This is a genomic window from Bradyrhizobium sp. LB8.2 (genome assembly GCF_040548035.1).
GTDB lineage: Bacteria > Pseudomonadota > Alphaproteobacteria > Rhizobiales > Xanthobacteraceae > Bradyrhizobium.
This window is the reverse complement of the sequence record NZ_JBEPQV010000031.1, coordinates 13,885-32,118: the sequence shown is the minus strand read 5'-3', so window position 1 is coordinate 32,118 and position 18,234 is coordinate 13,885. Positions and strand designations below refer to the sequence as shown.

General features: G+C 61.9%; 17 protein-coding genes. 9 read left to right on the top strand and 8 right to left on the bottom strand.

Going from position 1 to position 18,234, the window contains the following annotated elements; all coding sequences use genetic code 11:
• Positions 1 to 66: 66 nt before the first annotated feature.
• Positions 67 to 666, top strand: a complete 600-nt coding sequence (locus ABIB06_RS29930) for an FMN-dependent NADH-azoreductase (protein WP_354051613.1) — start codon at positions 67 to 69, stop codon at positions 664 to 666.
• A gap of 58 nt (positions 667 to 724) precedes the next feature.
• On the opposite strand, the gene ABIB06_RS29925 is transcribed toward ABIB06_RS29930, so the two are convergent.
• Together ABIB06_RS29925 and ABIB06_RS29920 are read right to left on the bottom strand one after the other, a co-directional pair.
• Positions 725 to 907, bottom strand: coding sequence for a hypothetical protein (locus ABIB06_RS29925; protein WP_354051611.1), 183 nt, complete (start codon positions 905 to 907; stop codon positions 725 to 727).
• Positions 908 to 1,084: 177 nt separating this feature from the next.
• Positions 1,085 to 1,858, bottom strand: coding sequence for an SDR family oxidoreductase (locus ABIB06_RS29920; RefSeq protein ID WP_247444312.1), 774 nt, complete (start codon positions 1,856 to 1,858; stop codon positions 1,085 to 1,087).
• A gap of 119 nt (positions 1,859 to 1,977) precedes the next feature.
• Between ABIB06_RS29920 and ABIB06_RS29915 the strand changes: the two genes are divergently transcribed.
• Positions 1,978 to 2,463: a winged helix-turn-helix transcriptional regulator gene (locus tag ABIB06_RS29915; protein ID WP_354051609.1), complete on the top strand. Its 486-nt coding sequence runs from the start codon at positions 1,978 to 1,980 to the stop codon at positions 2,461 to 2,463.
• Between the two features lie 158 nt (positions 2,464 to 2,621).
• Here the strand turns inward: ABIB06_RS29915 and ABIB06_RS29910 are convergent, their stop codons facing one another.
• The gene (locus tag ABIB06_RS29910) at positions 2,622 to 2,861 is read right to left on the bottom strand and encodes a hypothetical protein (protein ID WP_247444314.1); all 240 of its coding nucleotides are present in this window, start codon (positions 2,859 to 2,861) and stop codon (positions 2,622 to 2,624) included.
• 228 nt (positions 2,862 to 3,089) lie between these two features.
• On the opposite strand from ABIB06_RS29910, the gene topA reads away from it, so the two are divergent.
• From topA to ABIB06_RS29890, 4 genes are read left to right on the top strand one after another with little or no spacing between them, the layout of a single operon-like run.
• A complete protein-coding gene (gene topA, locus ABIB06_RS29905; protein ID WP_354051607.1) occupies positions 3,090 to 5,849 on the top strand; it encodes a type I DNA topoisomerase in 2,760 nt (919 codons plus the stop codon).
• A 7-nt stretch (positions 5,850 to 5,856) separates the two neighbouring features.
• Positions 5,857 to 8,205 (top strand): ribonuclease R, encoded by a 2,349-nt coding sequence (gene rnr, locus ABIB06_RS29900; RefSeq protein ID WP_354051606.1) that lies wholly within the window; start codon positions 5,857 to 5,859, stop codon positions 8,203 to 8,205.
• Positions 8,199 to 8,639: a DUF983 domain-containing protein gene (locus ABIB06_RS29895; protein WP_354051604.1), complete on the top strand. Its 441-nt coding sequence runs from the start codon at positions 8,199 to 8,201 to the stop codon at positions 8,637 to 8,639. Before rnr ends, ABIB06_RS29895 begins: the two co-directional genes overlap by 7 nt.
• A gap of 33 nt (positions 8,640 to 8,672) precedes the next feature.
• Complete coding sequence (locus ABIB06_RS29890) at positions 8,673 to 9,434, top strand: NUDIX hydrolase (protein ID WP_354051602.1); 762 nt, start codon at positions 8,673 to 8,675, stop codon at positions 9,432 to 9,434.
• On the opposite strand, the gene ABIB06_RS29885 is transcribed toward ABIB06_RS29890, so the two are convergent.
• Positions 9,435 to 9,980, bottom strand: a complete 546-nt coding sequence (locus ABIB06_RS29885) for a hypothetical protein (RefSeq protein ID WP_354051601.1) — start codon at positions 9,978 to 9,980, stop codon at positions 9,435 to 9,437. It abuts the gene before it with no gap.
• A gap of 217 nt (positions 9,981 to 10,197) precedes the next feature.
• On the opposite strand from ABIB06_RS29885, the gene ABIB06_RS29880 reads away from it, so the two are divergent.
• Both ABIB06_RS29880 and rpmG read left to right on the top strand, forming a co-directional pair.
• Complete coding sequence (locus ABIB06_RS29880) at positions 10,198 to 11,523, top strand: LLM class flavin-dependent oxidoreductase (RefSeq protein WP_247340647.1); 1,326 nt, start codon at positions 10,198 to 10,200, stop codon at positions 11,521 to 11,523.
• A 123-nt stretch (positions 11,524 to 11,646) separates the two neighbouring features.
• Entirely contained in the window at positions 11,647 to 11,814 is a 168-nt protein-coding gene (rpmG, locus tag ABIB06_RS29875; protein ID WP_247321864.1) for a 50S ribosomal protein L33, read from the top strand.
• Positions 11,815 to 12,259: 445 nt separating this feature from the next.
• On the opposite strand, the gene ABIB06_RS29870 is transcribed toward rpmG, so the two are convergent.
• Positions 12,260 to 12,430: a hypothetical protein gene (locus tag ABIB06_RS29870; RefSeq protein ID WP_247340648.1), complete on the bottom strand. Its 171-nt coding sequence runs from the start codon at positions 12,428 to 12,430 to the stop codon at positions 12,260 to 12,262.
• A 245-nt stretch (positions 12,431 to 12,675) separates the two neighbouring features.
• Here ABIB06_RS29870 and ABIB06_RS29865 point away from each other — a divergent pair, with 245 nt between their 5' ends.
• Entirely contained in the window at positions 12,676 to 13,686 is a 1,011-nt protein-coding gene (locus tag ABIB06_RS29865; RefSeq protein ID WP_354051599.1) for an AraC family transcriptional regulator, read from the top strand.
• Positions 13,687 to 13,716: 30 nt separating this feature from the next.
• On the opposite strand, the gene ABIB06_RS29860 is transcribed toward ABIB06_RS29865, so the two are convergent.
• The 3 genes from ABIB06_RS29860 to ABIB06_RS29850 all read right to left on the bottom strand — a co-directional run bounded on the left by ABIB06_RS29860 (position 13,717) and on the right by ABIB06_RS29850 (position 18,068).
• Complete coding sequence (locus ABIB06_RS29860) at positions 13,717 to 14,154, bottom strand: hypothetical protein (RefSeq protein WP_247340650.1); 438 nt, start codon at positions 14,152 to 14,154, stop codon at positions 13,717 to 13,719.
• A gap of 163 nt (positions 14,155 to 14,317) precedes the next feature.
• A complete protein-coding gene (locus ABIB06_RS29855) occupies positions 14,318 to 15,982 on the bottom strand; it encodes an arylsulfatase (RefSeq protein WP_354051597.1) in 1,665 nt (554 codons plus the stop codon).
• A gap of 67 nt (positions 15,983 to 16,049) precedes the next feature.
• Positions 16,050 to 18,068: an NHL repeat-containing protein gene (locus tag ABIB06_RS29850; protein WP_354051595.1), complete on the bottom strand. Its 2,019-nt coding sequence runs from the start codon at positions 18,066 to 18,068 to the stop codon at positions 16,050 to 16,052.
• Positions 18,069 to 18,234 lie beyond the last annotated feature (166 nt).

Below are 18,234 nucleotides of genomic sequence, written 5' to 3'. Positions count from 1 at the left end.
TCTTGCGGGGGTTTCGATAGTCACTCATGTAGCTCTGGTTACAAACATATACCAGGGTGACCCCAAATGAAACTCCTCCATCTCGACTCCAGCGTGCTCGGCCCCCACTCCGTCTCCCGGCAGGTCTCCGCCGCTATCGTCGACCGGCTCCGGCAGTCGACATCGTCGCTCGACATCGTCTATCGCGACCTGACCCAGACCCCGCTCGCCCACCTCTCCGGCTCGCACCTCGCCGCCGCGCAAGGCGCACCTGCGCCGGCGGAGCTCGGACCCGATCTTGCCGCGAGCGCGGCGGTGCTGGACGAGTTCCTGGCTGCCGACATCGTCGTGATCGGCGCGCCCATGTACAATTTCACCATTCCCAGCCAGCTCAAGGCCTGGATCGACCGGGTCCTGGTGGCGGGGAAGACGTTCAGCTACGGGGCGAACGGACCGCAGGGTCTTGCGGGCGACAAGCGCGTGATCGTGGCTATCTCGCGCGGCGGCTATTACGGCCCTGCCGCGCTCGGTGAGCATCTCGAAACCTATCTGCGCTGGGTGTTCGGCTTCATCGGCATCACCAGCCCCGAGTTCATTTTCGCCGACGGCATTCAGGTTGGTCCGGATCACCGCGAGAAAGCGGTGGCTGGCGCACTTGAGGCGGCCACCAGCTTGCGCGCGGCGTAAAGCTTACGCCGACACCAGCCGCTGCCGGACTCCGGCGGCGGCTGCGAGTTCGACGAAATTAAAACCACGCGCCCTGAACGCCGAGAATGACGGCGACGAGCGAAACGAACAGACCGATGCCGGCGAAAAGAGCCACCCCGATGAACTCGGAGGTGTCGGACCGCTTGGCGGGAATGGCGGAACGTTCGGCGTAAATACGCGGTGCTGAAATCGACGATGAAATGCGAGCTGCCTTCGGCATATCGGGTTCCCTTGAAAATGAGTCTTGTGACCCTGCCCGTAAAAAGTGTCCTTGCAGCGCAAGCGAAGGTTCAACGCCTCACGCAAGGTTCAGAAAAAAACGTCTCGCAGGACGAGGGAACCGGCCGGCGCAACCGCTTGCCGCGGCGCCGACCGATTCAATTTTCGCAAAGATTGATCAGCCGCGATAGATCGGCGCGCCGCTCGGAGAAGCGACCGCGCCACCGTCGACGAATATCTCCTGGCCCTGCACATGCGCGGAATCATCGGAGGCGAGGAACAGCACCGTCTTCGCAACGTGATCTGTTTCACCAATGCGGCCGAGCGGCGTCGACAGCGAGATCCGCTTCTCGAACGCCTTCTCGGCTTCGGGTGTCGCGGTCGCAGGTCCCCAGATCGGCGTACGGGTCGCGCCGGGCGCGACAACGTTGACGCGGATGCCGCGCGGCGACAGTTCTGATGCCATGATCCGCGCCATCGCGCGCACGCCCGCCTTCGCAGCCCCGTAAGCCGAGTAGCCGGGAATGCCGAGCACGGAGATCACCGAGCCGTTGAGGACGATCGAGGCATTATCGTTGAGATAGGGCAGCGCCGACTGAACGGTGAAGAACACGCCGGTGAGGTTCGTGCGGATGACCTTCTCGAAGACCTCCAGCGTCGACGAACCGAGCGGCGTGCCGCCGGCGATCCCGGCATTGGCGAACACGATGTCGAACTTGCCGAATTTTTCGGCGCCCTTCTTGATTGCAGCTTCCGTCGCGGCGATGTCAGTGGCGTCGGCAGCGAGCGCGAGCGCGTTCGGGCCAAGCTCTTTCGCCGCCGCCTCCAGCGTCTCCTTGTTGCGCCCGGTGATCACCACCTTGGCGCCCTCGGCCACGAAAAGTTTCGCCGTTGCCAATCCAATGCCGCTGTTGCCGCCGGTGATCAGGGCCGTCTTGTTCTTCAGTCTCACGCTCGCCTCCAGTGGTCGCATCATAAAACTAGATTGCCATCTAGGGCCTATGGTTTTATGATGCGACCACACAAGCGCGTGACTGATGTCAAAACGCACGGCACGACGGAACGAAGACGATGGTGAAACGAACGAGCTTCGAGGGCGATGCCTGCCCGATTGCGCGATCACTGGACGCAATCGGCGACTGGTGGTCGCTGCTGATCATCCGCGAGGCGCGGTTCGGCCTGCGCCGCTTCGGCCAGTTTCAAAACAAGCTCGGCATGGCCAAGAACATTTTGTCCGCGCGCCTGCGTGTGCTGGTCGACCACGGCATTCTGGCAACCGCCCCCGCTTCCGACGGCAGCGCGTATCAGGAGTATGTGCTGACGGAGAAGGGCCGCGGCACCTTCCCGATCCTGGTGGCGCTGCGGCAATGGAGCGAGGAATTCGACGATCACCCGGAGGAGATCGCGACGATTCTGGTCGATCGCGAGAAGGGCCGCCCGGTGAAGAAGCTCGAAATGCGCGCCGAGGACGGGCGGCTGCTCAGTCCCACGGATACGATGCTGAAGCCGCGGCCGGCGCCGCGGCGGCGGTCGGCTGCAGCGCGCTCAGATCGTTGACCGTCATGCTGAGGTGCTCGTCCTGCAAAGCAGGGCGAGCCTCGAAGGATGACAGCCCGGCTGCATCCCAGCCGCTCATCCTTCGAGGCTCCCGGCGCGATGCCATGCATCGCGCCGCTCACACCTCAGGATGACAGGTCTGATACTGCCCGGTGCCCTCACGACAGCTTGCGCTTGCTCCGCAGCCGCAGATGCTCGTCGGCTTCCAGCTTGGTCATCCCCAGGAGATAATGCAGCACGTCGAGCTTGTGCCGCTCGGCGAGCTTGCGCAATGCGCCGACCTGCTCGGTGATGAAGGCTACCGCCTCCTCGACGCCGCCCTCGCCCGGTTCCTCGTGACGCGAGCCTCCCAGCGCGCCTGATACGGCGCGCGCCCGTTTCTTTCCTGGCCTAGCCACCAGACCCCACCCGAATCCATATCCCCGCAGAAAGATTACGCCGACATTGAACGCAACTCAAAGGTTGTATTTTGCAACTTTCTCGATATGAAACTTTTCCCATCGGGATGGCTTTCAACAGCCCTCGATTTGACAGCGAGGGTCACACCACCCATGTTCGGGACGAAACGGCCGACCCGAATCTCATCGAATTCGGCCCCAAATTTCCCCGTAAGTTACTGGAACTACATGAATATCGTCATTGTGGAGTCGCCGGCGAAAGCCAAGACGATCAACAAGTATCTGGGCTCGTCCTACGAGGTTTTGGCCTCGTTCGGCCATGTCCGGGACTTGCCTGCGAAGAACGGCTCCGTCGATCCCGATGCCAATTTCAAGATGATCTGGGAGATCGACCCCAAGGCGGCCGGCCGGCTCAACGACATCGCAAAATCCCTGAAGGGCGCTGACCGCCTGATTCTCGCGACCGACCCTGATCGCGAGGGCGAGGCCATCTCCTGGCACGTGCTGGAGGTGCTGAAAGAGAAACGCGCGCTGAAAGACCACAAGATCGAGCGCGTGGTGTTCAACGCCATCACCAAGCAGGCGGTCACGGACGCGATGAAGAATCCGCGCCAGATCGACGGTGCGCTGGTCGACGCCTATATGGCGCGCCGCGCGCTCGACTATCTGGTCGGATTCACCCTCTCCCCCGTGCTGTGGCGCAAGCTGCCGGGCGCCCGCTCGGCCGGCCGCGTGCAGTCGGTGGCGCTGCGGCTGGTCTGCGATCGTGAACTGGAGATCGAGAAGTTTGTCGCGCGCGAATACTGGTCGCTGATCGCGACCCTGCTGACACCGCGCGGCGATGCCTTCGAGGCGCGTCTCATTGGCGCCGACGGCAAGAAGATCCAGCGTCTCGACATCGGCACCGGCGCGGAAGCGGAAGACTTCAAGAAGGCACTGGAAACGGCGGCCTTTGCCGTCACCTCCGTCGACGCCAAGCCGGCCCGGCGCAATCCGCAGGCGCCCTTCACCACCTCGACGCTGCAGCAGGAAGCCAGCCGCAAATACGGCTTTGCGCCGGCGCACACGATGCGCATCGCGCAGCGGCTTTATGAGGGCATCGACATCGGCGGCGAGACCACCGGACTCATTACTTATATGCGTACCGACGGCGTGCAGATCGATCCGTCCGCGATCACCCAGGCGCGCAAGGTGATCGGCGAGGATTACGGCAACGCCTACGTGCCCGACGCGCCGCGCCAGTACCAGGCCAAGGCCAAGAACGCCCAGGAAGCGCACGAAGCAATCCGCCCGACCGACATGTCCCGCCGCCCCGACAGCATGAGCCGCAGGCTCGATGCCGATCAGGCGAGACTCTACGAGCTGATCTGGAAGCGCACCATTGCGAGCCAGATGGAATCGGCGGAACTCGAGCGCACCACGGTCGACATCACGGCGAAAGCCGGCGGCCGCACGCTGGACCTGCGCGCGACCGGCCAGGTGGTGAAGTTCGACGGTTTCCTCGCACTCTATCAGGAAGGCCGCGACGACGAGGAGGACGAGGACTCCCGCCGCCTGCCCGCGATGAGCCCGAACGACGCACTGAAGCGGCAGTCGCTCGCCGTCACCCAGCACTTCACCGAGCCGCCGCCGCGATTCTCCGAGGCCTCGCTGGTCAAGCGCATGGAAGAGCTCGGCATCGGCCGACCCTCGACCTATGCCTCGATCCTCCAGGTCCTGAAGGACCGCGGTTACGTCAAGCTGGAGAAGAAGCGCCTGCACGGCGAGGACAAGGGCCGCGTCGTGGTCGCATTCCTCGAAAGCTTCTTCGCCCGCTATGTCGAATACGACTTCACTGCCAATCTGGAAGAGCAGCTCGACCGCGTCTCCAACAACGAGATCTCCTGGCAGCAGGTGCTGAAGGATTTCTGGACCGGCTTTATCGGCGCCGTCGACGAGATCAAGGATCTGCGCGTCGCGCAGGTGCTCGACGTGCTCGACGAGGTGCTGGGACAGCACATCTATCCGCCGCGCACGGATGGCGGCGACATCAGGCAGTGTCCGAGCTGCGGCAACGGCCGGCTCAACCTCAAGGCCGGCAAGTTCGGCGCCTTCGTCGGCTGCTCGAACTATCCGGAATGCCGCTACACCCGTCAGCTTGCCGCTGACGGCGAGGCGACCGCCGACCGTTCGCTTGGCCAGGATCCTGATACTGGTCGTGATGTCTGGGTCAAGGCGGGGCGGTTCGGGCCCTACATCCAGCTCGGCGAGGCCAAGGATTATGCCGAAGGCGAGAAGCCGAAGCGCGCAGGCATTCCGAACGGCACCTCGCCCGGCGATGTCGAGCTTGAGCTTGCGCTCAAATTGCTGTCGCTGCCGCGCGAGATCGGCAAGCATCCGGAGACCGGTGAGCCGATCACGGCCGGTCTCGGCCGCTTCGGGCCGTTCGTGAAGCACGAGAAAACCTATGCTAGCCTGGAGGCCGGCGACGAGGTGTTCGACATCGGCATCAACCGCGCCGTCACGCTGATCGCGGAGAAGATCGCCAAGGGCCCGAGCCGCCGCTTCGGCGCCGATCCCGGCAAGGCGATCGGCGATCATCCCACCCTCGGCACCGTCACGGTGAAGGGCGGCCGCTACGGCGCCTATGTCACAGCCGGCGGCGTCAACGCGACGATCCCGAGCGACATCGAGAAAGACGCCATCACGCTGCCGCAGGCGATCGCGCTGATCGACGAACGCGCGGCCAAGGGTGGCGGCAAGAAACCGAAGAAGACGGCGAAGCCGGCCAAGGCCAAGACCAAGGCCAAGAAGGCCGCGGCCGGCGATGACGCCGCGCCAAAAACCAAAAAGCCGGCCGCGAAGAAGGCGGCCAAACCCAAATCCGAATCCACCAGCAAGGCGCGCGCCGCCGTGTCGTCGTCGGCCAAGACTTCGGCCATCAAGACGTCGCCGACCAAGGCAGCTGGCGCCAAAGCTCCGGCCAAGAAGAGCGCCGGCACCAATTAGAGGCTAAGTGAAACGTAACAATGACCGTGGCTTTCCCGACCGGAACGCCATCGTCGCCTTCATCAAGGCAAATCCCGGAAAGGTCGGAACCCGCGAAATTGCGCGCGAGTTCGGCCTGAAGAACGCCGATCGCGTCGAGCTCAAGCGCATGCTGCGCGAGCTCGCCGACGACGGTCTCGTCAAGAAAAAACGCCACACCATCTCCGAGCCCGACAGCCTGCCGCCGACGCTGGTCGCCGACATCACCGGCCGCGACGCTGACGGCGAGCTGGTCGCCTCCCCCACCGAATGGGACGAGGTCGAAGGCGGCGAACCGCCAAAGATCCTCATCACAATGCCGCGCCGGCCAAAGCCTGGCACCGCGGCCGGCGTCGGCGATCGCGCGCTGCTGCGCGTCGAGCGCTCCGATGAGACCGAAGGCCCGGCCTATCGCGGCCACATCATCAAGGTCTTCGACAAGACCAAGACCCGCATCCTCGGCGTCTTCCGCAGCCTGGCCGAAGGCGGCGGACGGATCATTCCGGTCGACAAGAAGTCCGCCGACCGCGAGCTGAACATCGCCCCGACCGAGATGCACGGCGCGCAGGACGGCGATCTCGTCAGCGTCGACATCATCCGCTCGCGCGGCTTCGGCCTGGCATCAGGCCGCATCAAGGAGAAGCTCGGCTCGGTCAAGTCGGAGAAGGCGATCAGCCTGATCGCGATCTACGCGCACGACATTCCGCTGCAATTCCGCCCCGCGGCAGAGCGCGAAGCCGAAGCGGCTGAGCCGGCCAACCTGAAAGGCCGCGAGGACTGGCGCGACGTCCCGCTCGTCACCATCGATCCGCCGGACGCGAAAGATCACGACGACGCGGTGCATGCGCAGCCGGATGACGATCCCCACAACAGAGGCGGCTTCATCGTCAACGTCGCCATCGCCGATGTGAGCTTCTACGTCCAGCCGGGCACCGCGCTCGATCGCGACGCGCTCGACCGCGGCAACTCGGTCTATTTCCCCGACCGCGTCGTGCCGATGCTGCCTGAGCGCATCTCCAACAATCTCTGCTCGCTGGTGCCGGGCGAGCCGCGCGGCGCGCTCGCGGTGCGGATGGTGATCGGCCCCGACGGCCGCAAGCGCTCGCATACGTTCCACCGCATCCTGATGCGTTCGGCAGCGAAGCTGAGTTACGCGCAGACGCAGGCCGCGATCGACGGCCGGCCCGACGACACCACAGGCCCCCTGCTCGATCCGATCCTGAAACCGCTCTATGCCGCCTATGCCTGCGTCAAGCACGCGCGCGACGAACGCGATCCGCTCAATCTCGATCTGCCCGAGCGCAAGATCCTGCTGAACAGCGACGGCACGGTCGACCGCGTCGTCGTGCCTGACCGGCTCGACGCGCACAAGCTGATCGAGGAGTTCATGATCCTCGCCAACGTCGCGGCGGCGGAGATGCTCGAGAAGAAGTCGCTGCCGCTGATCTACCGCGTGCATGACGAACCGACGCTGGAGAAGGTCCACGCGCTCGCGGAGTTTTTGCAGACACTCGACGTTCCCTTCGCGAAAGGTGGCGCGCTGCGCCCCGCTCTGTTCAACCGCGTGCTGGCGCAGCTCGAAGGCCACGACCACTTTCCGCTGGTGAGCGAAGTCGTGCTGCGCGCCCAGGCGCAGGCGGAATATTCCTCAGAGAACTACGGTCATTTCGGCCTGAACCTGCGCCGCTATGCACATTTCACCTCGCCGATCCGCCGCTATGCCGACCTCGTCGTGCACCGCGCCCTGGTCCGCGCGCTAGGCCTCGGCGACGGCGCGTTGCCCGACAGCGAGACGCCGGAAACTCTCGGCGAGGTCGCCGCCCACATCTCGGTGACCGAGCGCCGCGCGATGAAGGCGGAGCGCGAGACCGTCGACCGCCTGATCGCCCATCACCTCGCCGACCGCATCGGCTCGAGTTTTCAGGGCCGCGTCTCCGGCGTCACGCGCGCCGGCCTGTTCGTCAAGCTGGCCGAGACCGGCGCCGACGGCCTGATCCCGATCCGATCCCTCGGCGCGGAATATTTCAACTATGACGAAGGCCGTCACGCGCTCGTCGGCACGCGCAGCGGCACCATGCATCAGCTCGGTGACGTCGTCGACGTCCGCCTGATCGAAGCAGCACCCATCGCAGGCGCGTTACGCTTCGAGCTGCTGTCCTCCACGGGCGAAACCGCGCCACGGCACCGCAGGTCATCTGGTCCGCAACGCCGCCCCTCGTTCAAGGCGCATCCCGGGCGTAGTCCAGCCAAGAAAGGCAAGCCGGAGAAGCAGAAGAAGCCCGGTAGGGGCAAAAAGGCCAAGGGAAAAGGCAAAGGACAGAAGGGCAAGGCGTGGTGACAACAAGCACAGCCCCAAAAATCTGGACCCGCGGGACCGGCCTCGTCGAGAAGCGCGACGTCTGGACTGCCATGAAACGCGGCTTTCGCGGCCGCTGCCCGCGCTGCGGCGAAGGAAAGCTGTTCCGCGCCTTCCTGAAGACCGCGGACAATTGCTCCAGATGCGGCCTCGATTTCACGCCGCATCGCGCCGACGATCTGCCCGCCTATCTCGTCATCGTCATCGTCGGCCACATCGTGGTGCCGACTATTTTGTGGATCGAGACCAACTACACCACGCCGGTCTGGATCAGCTTCGCGGCCTATCTGCCCTTCACCTTCGTCGCCTCGCTCGCACTGCTGCAGCCGGTCAAGGGCGCCGTGGTCGGATTGCAATGGGCTCTGCGTATGCACGGGTTTGACGAGAACCCACAGGATGGTATTCCGCCGGTGTAAGCAAAATAAACAAGAAGCGGTTTGGGTGAGGACATGACGGATACGTCGCAGACAGCCGAGAAGGCAAAGATCCACGAGGGCAAGGAAGCCGACCACCATCCCTATTTCCGTCCCCGGGATGCGGCCACACTGATCCTGGTCGATCGCAGCGGCGCCGTTCCAAAAGTCCTGGTCGGCAAACGCCACGACAAGGTGGTGTTCATGCCCGGAAAGTTCGTCTTCCCCGGCGGCCGCGTCGACAAGGACGATTATCGCGTGCCGTGCGCGGCGCCGATCACCGCCGAGCTCGAAGCCAATCTCGCCAAGGGCAGCCCGAAGACCCCGGCCTCGCGTGCGAAGTCGCTCGCCATTGCCGCGATCCGCGAAGCCTGTGAGGAGACCGGCCTCTGCCTCGGGCGCAAGATTCAAGACAAGTTCGAGGGCAAAGCCAAACTCGAAGGTGCCTGGAAGCCGTTCGCGGATGCTGGCCTGTTGCCCGATCCCTCCAGCCTGTTCCTGATCGCGCGCGCGATCACCCCGCCAGGCCGCGTCAAGCGGTTCGACACGCGCTTCTTCACGGCGGACGCCTCCGCGATCACCCATCACGTCGAAGGCGTGATCCATGCGGATGCCGAACTTGTCGAGCTGGTCTGGGTCGAGCTCGGCTCAAAGCCGCTCGCCGATCTGCATCCGATGACCCGCAATGTACTCAACGAACTCCACACGCGCCTTGCTACCGGCCCGCTCCGTCACGATGCGCCGGTGCCGTTCTTCCATTTCTACGGCGGCAAGATGCAGAAGGATATTTTGAGCTGACTACTCGTCCGCATCCGGCTCGGTGCCGACATAGTCGCGCGCGGGAAGGTTCAGCGCTCGCCCGAGCTCGTTGGCGAGCTGGCTGGCTTCCTCGCGCTTGGTGAAGCTCATCAGCGCGATCGGCTCAGTGCCCTTGTTGCCGCACAGATTGACGTCGTACGTCGTCGCTTGCGGATCGTAGTCGTCGGTGATGCCAATGAAATGATAGTCGGCGAGATCGCGATGCTTGCGAATGTTCAGCGGGCCGAACTGCCTGGTGATGACGATCTGGCGCAGCGTCTCGTTCAGCACGACGAAATAGCGGAACGTCAACAGGATGATTCCGGGAATCCCGACGAGCAGCCCGAGCCCCGTGAACACCAGCACCGGCACGAGATCATCGGCGAGCCTTCCGAAGCCGGCAAAATCCTGGCGCAGGCCGAGCGCGACATTCCACAGCAGATAGCCGCTCGCCGCCAGCAGCGGCAACGACAGCAGCCGCCCGACCCAGGGCATGGGCCGGTCGATGCGGACGATACTGCCGTCCACGGTCATAGCGTCTGCCATTGAAGGCCTCCTCACGAGCCGAAGTCATGGCTTGGTCGGAGCGAGCGGCGGATCGGTTCGATAGCCCCTCGCCGTCGTTCCAGACTCGCGCCCCGGAATGACGGAATTGTGCTGAGTGCGTCGCGAAAAACAAAAAAATCTTCCCGCTCTTACCAATGGCGGAGTTCCCCGGCGTGCCTATGTCTTCTCCAACCACACAACGAACGGATACGGGGCGATGGCACAACGGCAACTCAAGCTTGGCGCGTTCATGCGCCCGATCAGCATCCACACTGGCGCCTGGCGCTATCCCGGGGCCTGGCCGGACGCCAATTTCAATTTCGGCCACATCAAGACGCTGATCAGGAAGCTCGAGGCCGGCAAGTTCGACGCCTTCTTCATGGCCGATCACCTCGCCGTGCTGAACATGCCGGTCAACGCGCTCAAGCGCAGCCACACCGTGACCTCGTTCGAGCCGTTCACGCTGCTGTCGGCGCTCTCCGCCGTCACCGAGCGCATCGGCCTGATCGCGACCGGCTCGACCACCTTTGACGAGCCCTATCACGTGGCACGGCGTTTCGCCTCGCTCGACCATCTCAGCGGCGGACGTGCGGGCTGGAATATCGTCACCACCTCGAATCCGGATGCCGCGCTGAATTTCGGCCTCGACGACCACATGGAGCACGCCGAGCGCTACAAGCGCGCCCGCGAGTTCTACGACGTCGTCACCGGCCTCTGGGATTCCTTCGCCGACGACGCCTTCGTGCGCGACGTCGAAAGCGGCGTGTTCGTCGATCCCGCGAAGATGCATGTGCTCGATCACAACGGCAAATATCTGAAGGTGCGCGGGCCGCTCAACATCGCCCGCCCCGTGCAGGGCTGGCCGCTGATCGTGCAGGCCGGCGCATCGGAAGACGGCAGGCAGCTTGCGGCCGAGACAGCGGAGGCCGTGTTCACCGGCGGCGGCAGCCTCGCCGACAGCCAAAAGCTCTATGCCGACATCAAGGGCCGCATGGAGAAGATCGGCCGCGACCCCGAGCATCTGAAAATCCTGCCAGGCGCCTTCGTGGTGGTTGGCGACAGCGTCGACGAGGCCAAGGAGAAGCGTGCGTTGCTAGACAGCCGCGTGCACTACGACAGCGCCATCGCCTCGCTGTCCGTCATCCTCGGCACCGATGCCTCCGGCTTCGATCCCGATGGACCGCTGCCCGAAATCCCCGAGACCAATGCCAGCAAGAGCGGCCGGCAGCGCATGGTCGACCTCGCCGCGCGCGACAAGCTCACGGTGCGCCAGCTCGCCCAGCGCGTCGGCGGCTATGGCGGGCTGTCCTTCGTCGGCACCGCAAAAACCATCGCCGACCAGATGGAGGAATGGCTGGTCGGGCGCGGCTCGGACGGCTTCAACATCATGTTCCCGTTCCTGCCCGCCGGCCTCGACGACTTCGTCGACAAGGTCGTGCCGGAGCTGCAGCGGCGCGGGATTTTCCGCAAAGAGTATGAAGGGCCCACCTTGAGGGAGAATCTGGGCCTGCCGCGGCCGAAAAACCGCTTCTTCGAGGGGTGATCGGGCCGATTTGAGTGCTTTTCGACCCGTAAAATCTTGACATCAGGCGGTTTCTGGCTAGGTTGCCGCCCAACGCGGGCCGTTTGGCCGGCTCCAGATTCCCTTATTGTTGAGGTTCAGAACATGGCCAAAGCGGTCACCATCAAGGTCAAGCTCGTGTCCTCGGCCGACACCGGCTTCTACTACGTCGCCAAGAAGAATTCGCGCACCATGACCGACAAGATCGTCAAGAAGAAGTACGATCCCGTCGCGCGCAAGCACGTCGAATTCCGCGAAGCCAAGATCAAGTAAGATCGGCTAAACGCTGCTGAGTTTTGCGGGGCCCTTTCGGGCCCCGTTTTTATTTGTGCCTCTCTCCGTGTCTGCGCTGATGCAAGCGCTTTCACATTTCGGAAAGCTTCCGGAAAGGCGGCCGGCAACCAGACGCCCGGCGTTGGCGCGAGGGCTGCGACTGCGCCCCGCACGTTCTCTCCCGTGTCCCGGACGCGCTGCAGCGTGAAACGCTGCTGCGCCGAGCCGGGATCCAGAAAGCAACACAACACGATGCAGGAGACGTGGGCCCCGGCTCTGCAGCGCACCGCTGAAGAAACGCTGCGCTGCGTCCGGGGCGCGAAAGCGCGAGGACGCGTGCTTCTGGAAATGTCGCGCCCGCTATGCGCGCAGAAGACGACGCTGAAGCCGAGTCGCTCGATGTCGACAACGCGCCGTAACCGACATCATCGGCCATTGGACACAGTCAATTCATCGCAGCAAGAACCATTTTTTTCATGTTTGCAAGGGCGTGGTAACCCTTCGCCAATTGCAAAAGGTTTTCCCTTTCCGGTCCATGCGGTAAGCGAGCGGCATCTTCACGCAGGGCTTTCGCGAGTTCGTCGCACTGGTCGATGGTCAGGTGTTCCTCTTGCATAGCGGCCCTCAAAGCATTCGAGTTGGTCGTTCCCAACCGATGCCGGCCCGAGGCGTTCCCGGATCATTGTTTGTGTCCCGCGGGATTAGCTTGTCACACTGACGCAACCGGGAGCTATGCAAATGCGGCAGATTCTTCTAACTTCTATTTTGCTACCGTTGCATAGTTCTCGTCGATTTTTGTTTCCTGGGACAGGCGCTCGATCCGACCGTCGCACCTAGTAATTGCTGAGTGGAGATTGGAAAATGGCTTGGAGCAAAGTTCTCAGCTTTACCGATCCGTTCCCGTATCAGACGAACGTTCGTGCCTCCGACATGCGAATATTTCCCACCGCCAAGGGAGAATTTCGAGGCCAGGTGACGCAAATCGTGATGAACGAATTGTGGATGCAGCGATTTCATGAACAATTGCCACGTGTCCACAAAGGGACGGTGCGGCCCGGCCGCAAGGTATTCACCTTTCTCTCGGAAGCTCAGCCAGAGGTGTATCACTGCGGCCGATTGTTGTCGCAAGGTGAATTGATCTCGGAAGACTACGAAGTACAGCACATGAGGACCACGGGAGATTTCCACCTCGGATGTATTTCTCTTGCGCCGGAAGAACTAGTAAGGGCGAGCAAGGCGATAGCAGGTCGCGAATTTGATATTGAGCGCACCAAACACGTCATTCGGCCAAGGCCAGACCTCGTGAGGCGATTGCTGGCGCTCCATGAGACGGCAGAACACATTGCCAAGACCACGCCAAACTTTTTCGAACTTCCGGAACTTGTTCGGGCATTTGAACAGCAATCTGTTCACGTGTTGATCAGATGTTTGACCGACAGCATTATATCAACGCCCAACAGCCGCAATCTTCGCTATGAAACCGTCGTCGCGCGCTTCGAAGAGTTCCTGGAAGCGAACCCAAACAAGCCCCTGTATCTGACCGACGTATGCGCGGCCGTCGGCGTAGCAGAAAGAACTCTGCGATTCGCCTGTGAAGAGCACGTCGGAATGGGCCCTGTCCGCTACCTCAATTTGCGGAGAATGCACCTTGCCCGTCGCGCGCTGGTGCAAGGGATTCCTTCGACGACAACGGTAACCCGAATTGCCACCGATCACGGCTTTTGGGAGCTGGGTCGCTTCTCGGTCGCCTATCGAACGTTGTTTGGTGAAATGCCTTCGGAGACCTTGAGAAGTCCGCCAGTTGACTACGAAGATTTTCCTGATCGCCCGTCGTCGCGCCAAGGTCCAGTCGAGGTGATCAGGACAAGATGATCGATTCGGTCATGTTGATCTCAGCCATGACTATCGATCAATCATCTTGCTTCTCGACCACGACTCCGGACGCCCTTGGCTGCTGATGAAAAACAATATGCTGTACGCGACGATGGTCGAGTCGAGCAGAAAGGGAAGCAGGTAGCCCTTGGCCCATGGCTGCTGCCCAAAATTGCTGATGCACAAGAAGACCATGAAAGCTTTCTCGATGGCGCTGAATACCATGGTCTCGAAGCGCAGCCATGGGCGAAAGGCAGCGACCACCATCAGCACTCCGATCCCGAAGACCATGATGCCCCAGTGCCGCAGGGCTGGCACGCTGGAAGGCGTATAGTCGACGAGGCCGCCAAACATCGGCGTCAGAAGGTGGATGTCGATGGCGAACGGCAATGACAGGCCGGTAGCAATGCCGAACACGATGAGAAATGGTTTGATCGTGTTGATGATGAAGATATCCAAACCCTTCATGGGAATACCTGCCGGTTGTGCTCCGCCCGAATAGCTCTCCGCCTTCGGAAGCCGAACCACGCTATCCTTGCCGGGATCAGATGATCCTGACGCACGCCGATTCTGATTGCGTCACCAATGGAAGGACCAGATGGAAGCAACCGCCTGGTCCGAACCACGGCTTCTAATCCCCTTGCATCTTGAGCTGTCTTGTCGGGTTGTTCCCATCAAGCGCTGGCACAGGATTTTCCGGATTTTGCAAGTTCGGCAGGAGATCAGTCGAGGCTCCTCCCGGGAAGCGCTTGATGTTCGGATATTTTACGATGGACCTGTTGAATTCCTGGAGCGGCAAGTCCAACAGCGATGCGGCCCAACCATTATCCATGCCTGCGTAACGACCCGGAGAGGACGTCGGGTTGCGCGTTGGCGTCGCGCCATTGAAGGTCATGTCGTATTTCTCGAACGGGTCCATGGTCAAATTGTAGATCGAAGGAACCGCGCCCATGTTCAATTCCGGGCCCATCCAAGTATCCTTGGAGGTATAGACCATCTTCCACGCGATCCTCAGCCAAGTAGCATCCGGGTCGCCGCCGATGTCCGCGCGAACGCCGTTGAAGTTCTCGCCGTCGATATAGATCCAAGAATCGCGCGCCGAATGTTCCGCTTTGCCCGTCACATAGGCGCTGTTGTCAATACCGTCGAAATAGATCGGCTTTCCGTTGTTATCTGTCGTCTCGCCCTTTGTCGGAGACTTTAGCCCGACCATCGCCGCGGTTGTGGGCCACACGTCCATATGCGACATCATTTCAGTCAAAACGATCCCTGCCGGAATCTTGCCCGGCGACCACATGATACCGGGAACGCGCCACCCGGCCTCGAATGGTGATCCTTTTTCGCCGCGGAACGGATGGGTCCCGGCGTCGGGCCAGGCGTCCTGCCAGGCGCCGTTGTCGGCTGTGATGATGACGATCGTATCCGGCGCCTCGGCCCGGATCGTGTCCATAATCCGGCCGACATCTGAGTCGAGCTCCATCATCGCGTCCGAATAGTTGCCGAGGTGAGACTTGCCGACGAATGCCTTGCTCGGCCTGTTGGGCTGATGCATTTTCATGAAGTTGATGTCCATGAAGAACGGCTTGCTGTCCTTGGCGTGCTGCTTGATATAGTCGATCGCCGTCTCGGTCTGGCGAACATCAAATTCGGAAAGGTTGCTCAGCGTGATCTCGTCGCCCTTCACCGCGGGCTTGCCAGCTGTGCCGGACCACTCGTAAAGATTCACGGCTTTCCGATACATCGCCCAATATTGTGGGTTGTATTTCGGAAACCACGGGTGCGCGTCAGGTGACGTGTCGCTGTAGGCGTAAACACCCGGATAATAGGCAGCAAAGTGTTGCATCTCGTCGAAGCCGTGCTCGGTCGGATAGAACTCGGGCGCGTCACCAAGATGCCATTTGCCCGAGTAGAAGGTCGAGTAACCGTTCTTCTGGTAAAACTCGCCGATCGTCGGTGTCTCTTTCTTCAGGCCATTGCGGTCGCTGGGAACAACGACCACCGACAATGCCGAGCGAATCGGAATGCGCCCTGTCATGAACGAAGAGCGGCCGGCTGTGCAACTGGCTTGGCCGTACCAGCACGTAAACAGAGCGCCCTCCTTTGCGACACGGTCTATATTCGGCGTCGGGTGACCAAGAGCCGCCCCGCCGCCAGTGTAGGCGCCGAAATCGTTCCAACCGGTGTCGTCGGTCATCAGCACAACGATATTGGGCTTCTTCTGTGCAAACGCCGGCGCGGCGGCAATCGTAACTCCGGCAACTGATGCCAGCAGTCCAAGCCAAAGTTTTCTACTCACCTTCACACTCCTTGACGATAGGGCAACCTCCGCGACCTGACTCTTGCGCGGCAAGCAATCACGACAGTTATGGCTTACGCATCATTCCCATGCGTGGCGGTTGCACGGGAGCTGCCACTCCGTAAATGACGGTGATGCCCAAACCTCCACCCCACGTCGAAGTCGAGCGAACGGGATTGGGTGAGGCAGCGCCGTTGAGGTCGTTCCAGTTGTTTGCCGCCCAAACATTGCCGGCCGCGTCGATCGACGCGTCGGTCAGCATCTGGATGCTGCCGCCTTTGAAAACGTGGATGACATCACCCGTCTTTGTGCCTGCCGGATGGCCCTTCGTGTTGTCTCCAGCCATCAGCACCAACCCACGGCCCCAGAAGTTGCCGATCCATACGTCGTCATTGCCGTCGATATTCAAGCCCCAGGGCACGCTGACTGCCTTGTCACCGGTGAAACCGGTCGAAGCAGGCTGAGAGCCATCGGGGCGGATCATATTGACTACGCCGGTGACCATAGTGGGATTGCTTTCGAGGACCTTGAGCATATGTCCGGCGGCAATCTTGAACTGCTCCATGATCGACGCGCCATCCGGAATGACGGGCGGCGGAAAGTCGAGCGACATATTACTCGCGACCCACACGTTGCCCTTCGAGTCGAGCGCGAGCGCGCGAACACCGATCCCGGCGCGGAATGACTCCGCTTTGGAGGGATCGTCCGCGGGGAACCGCACGACCTTGTCCGACTGGGAGTTGCTGACCCAAACGCGATTTTGGGCATCGATAACGATGTCGAAGGGAGACTTCAGTCCGGCGACTTTTACGATCCGGCCGTCCTTCACTCGTCCGCCAGGAAAGTACAGCAACTGATTGTCCGACCCGTCGGCTATCCAGACGTCTCCATTCGCGGCGACCCCGATGCCCATCAGGCCGAGAAATTTTTCTTTGAACGGGAAGTCGTTCTCTGTACCGATGGGACGACCGTCGAAATCCAGTACGAGGATCTTCCCGTCGAAGCTTGTGGCCCACACCTTGTCTTTCGTCACGGCGGTGCCCCAGCCGACTCCGTCAATCCCCATCCCGGTGAAGCCGGTGATCGGGGGCGAAAGAGCGGTTCCGTTGGGAGAAAGTTTGACCACACCGCCGCCGATACTCTGGTTGACGCCCGACTGCGACCCGGCCATCCAGTTTTGTCCGCTCCAGAGATTGCCCTCGGCGTCAAACATCAGCCGGCCGGCCGAATAAACGCCGCCTCCAGCGAAGCAAAGCGACAGGACGAAATCATCCGGAACGTAGGCCAGATACGGCACGAATGGAGCCTTTCGTCGAGACCCATCCTTGGGTTGCGGATACGCCTCGTCGAACAACGCAAAGATTTCCTTAGGCTGAGCCCATGGCTGGCGGGCGATACTAGCCATTGCATCAATGGTGTTCTTGGGCGTCGTTCCGTCGGGGAGGGTTGCAGCCTTAAGAAAGCGGGCTCGCCAATCGTCGTTGGCTACCGTGGCGAACGCCGTGACGAGCGATCCGAGGGTGTCCAAGTTCGCGAGCGTCGTCGTCTGGGTGCTATTGAGCGGGTCCAAAAGCACTTTGCCCCACCCACCGGTCGCGGGATCAACCAAATTCGAGACATTCCCGGCAGCAATCCGCAGTCCGAGCGGATTACCCGAGATCGCTTCTCCCTTGATGAATTGCGCGGCAACGAACGCCGAGGCCACAGTGGTAAGCTCGTTGACGGTGACGGTTCTGGGTGCGGGATTCCCGAGCAATACCATCAGTGCGATGGCATTGGTGGCGCCTTGGCTCGTGACTGCTCTGGGCGTGCCGCCTTTGGCGACCAGATAAACCGTCGCGTTATTTCCGACCGCAGGTGGAGCGCTAAGCGCAAAACGGCCATCTGCGCCGGTTTGCGCCTGCGCGAGCTGGGCGGGCGCGTCTGGACCCGCCCCCCAAAGAGTGACTGTCGCCCCGCCAATCGGCTCTCCTGCCAAGAGAACCCGACCGTCGAGTGGCTGCTGAGCGGACGCCGGTGCACCCGCGACCGCAATCGCAGCGCCAAGCGCAAGAATACAGATCCAGATTTGTCGAGCCAGCTTCATGAGTCGTCTCCCTGGTCTTCGTCTGTGGTCTTCGTCTGTCGTTCGCGTCGCGCACGGACCTAAATCAATCGGCCGTAAGCACGTCACTTCGACTTGGTGTTCGGCCGGCGAGCAGTCTTTGCAGCGGCCGGGTTGAGGGGATATTCACCGGTCGAAGATTGGCGCA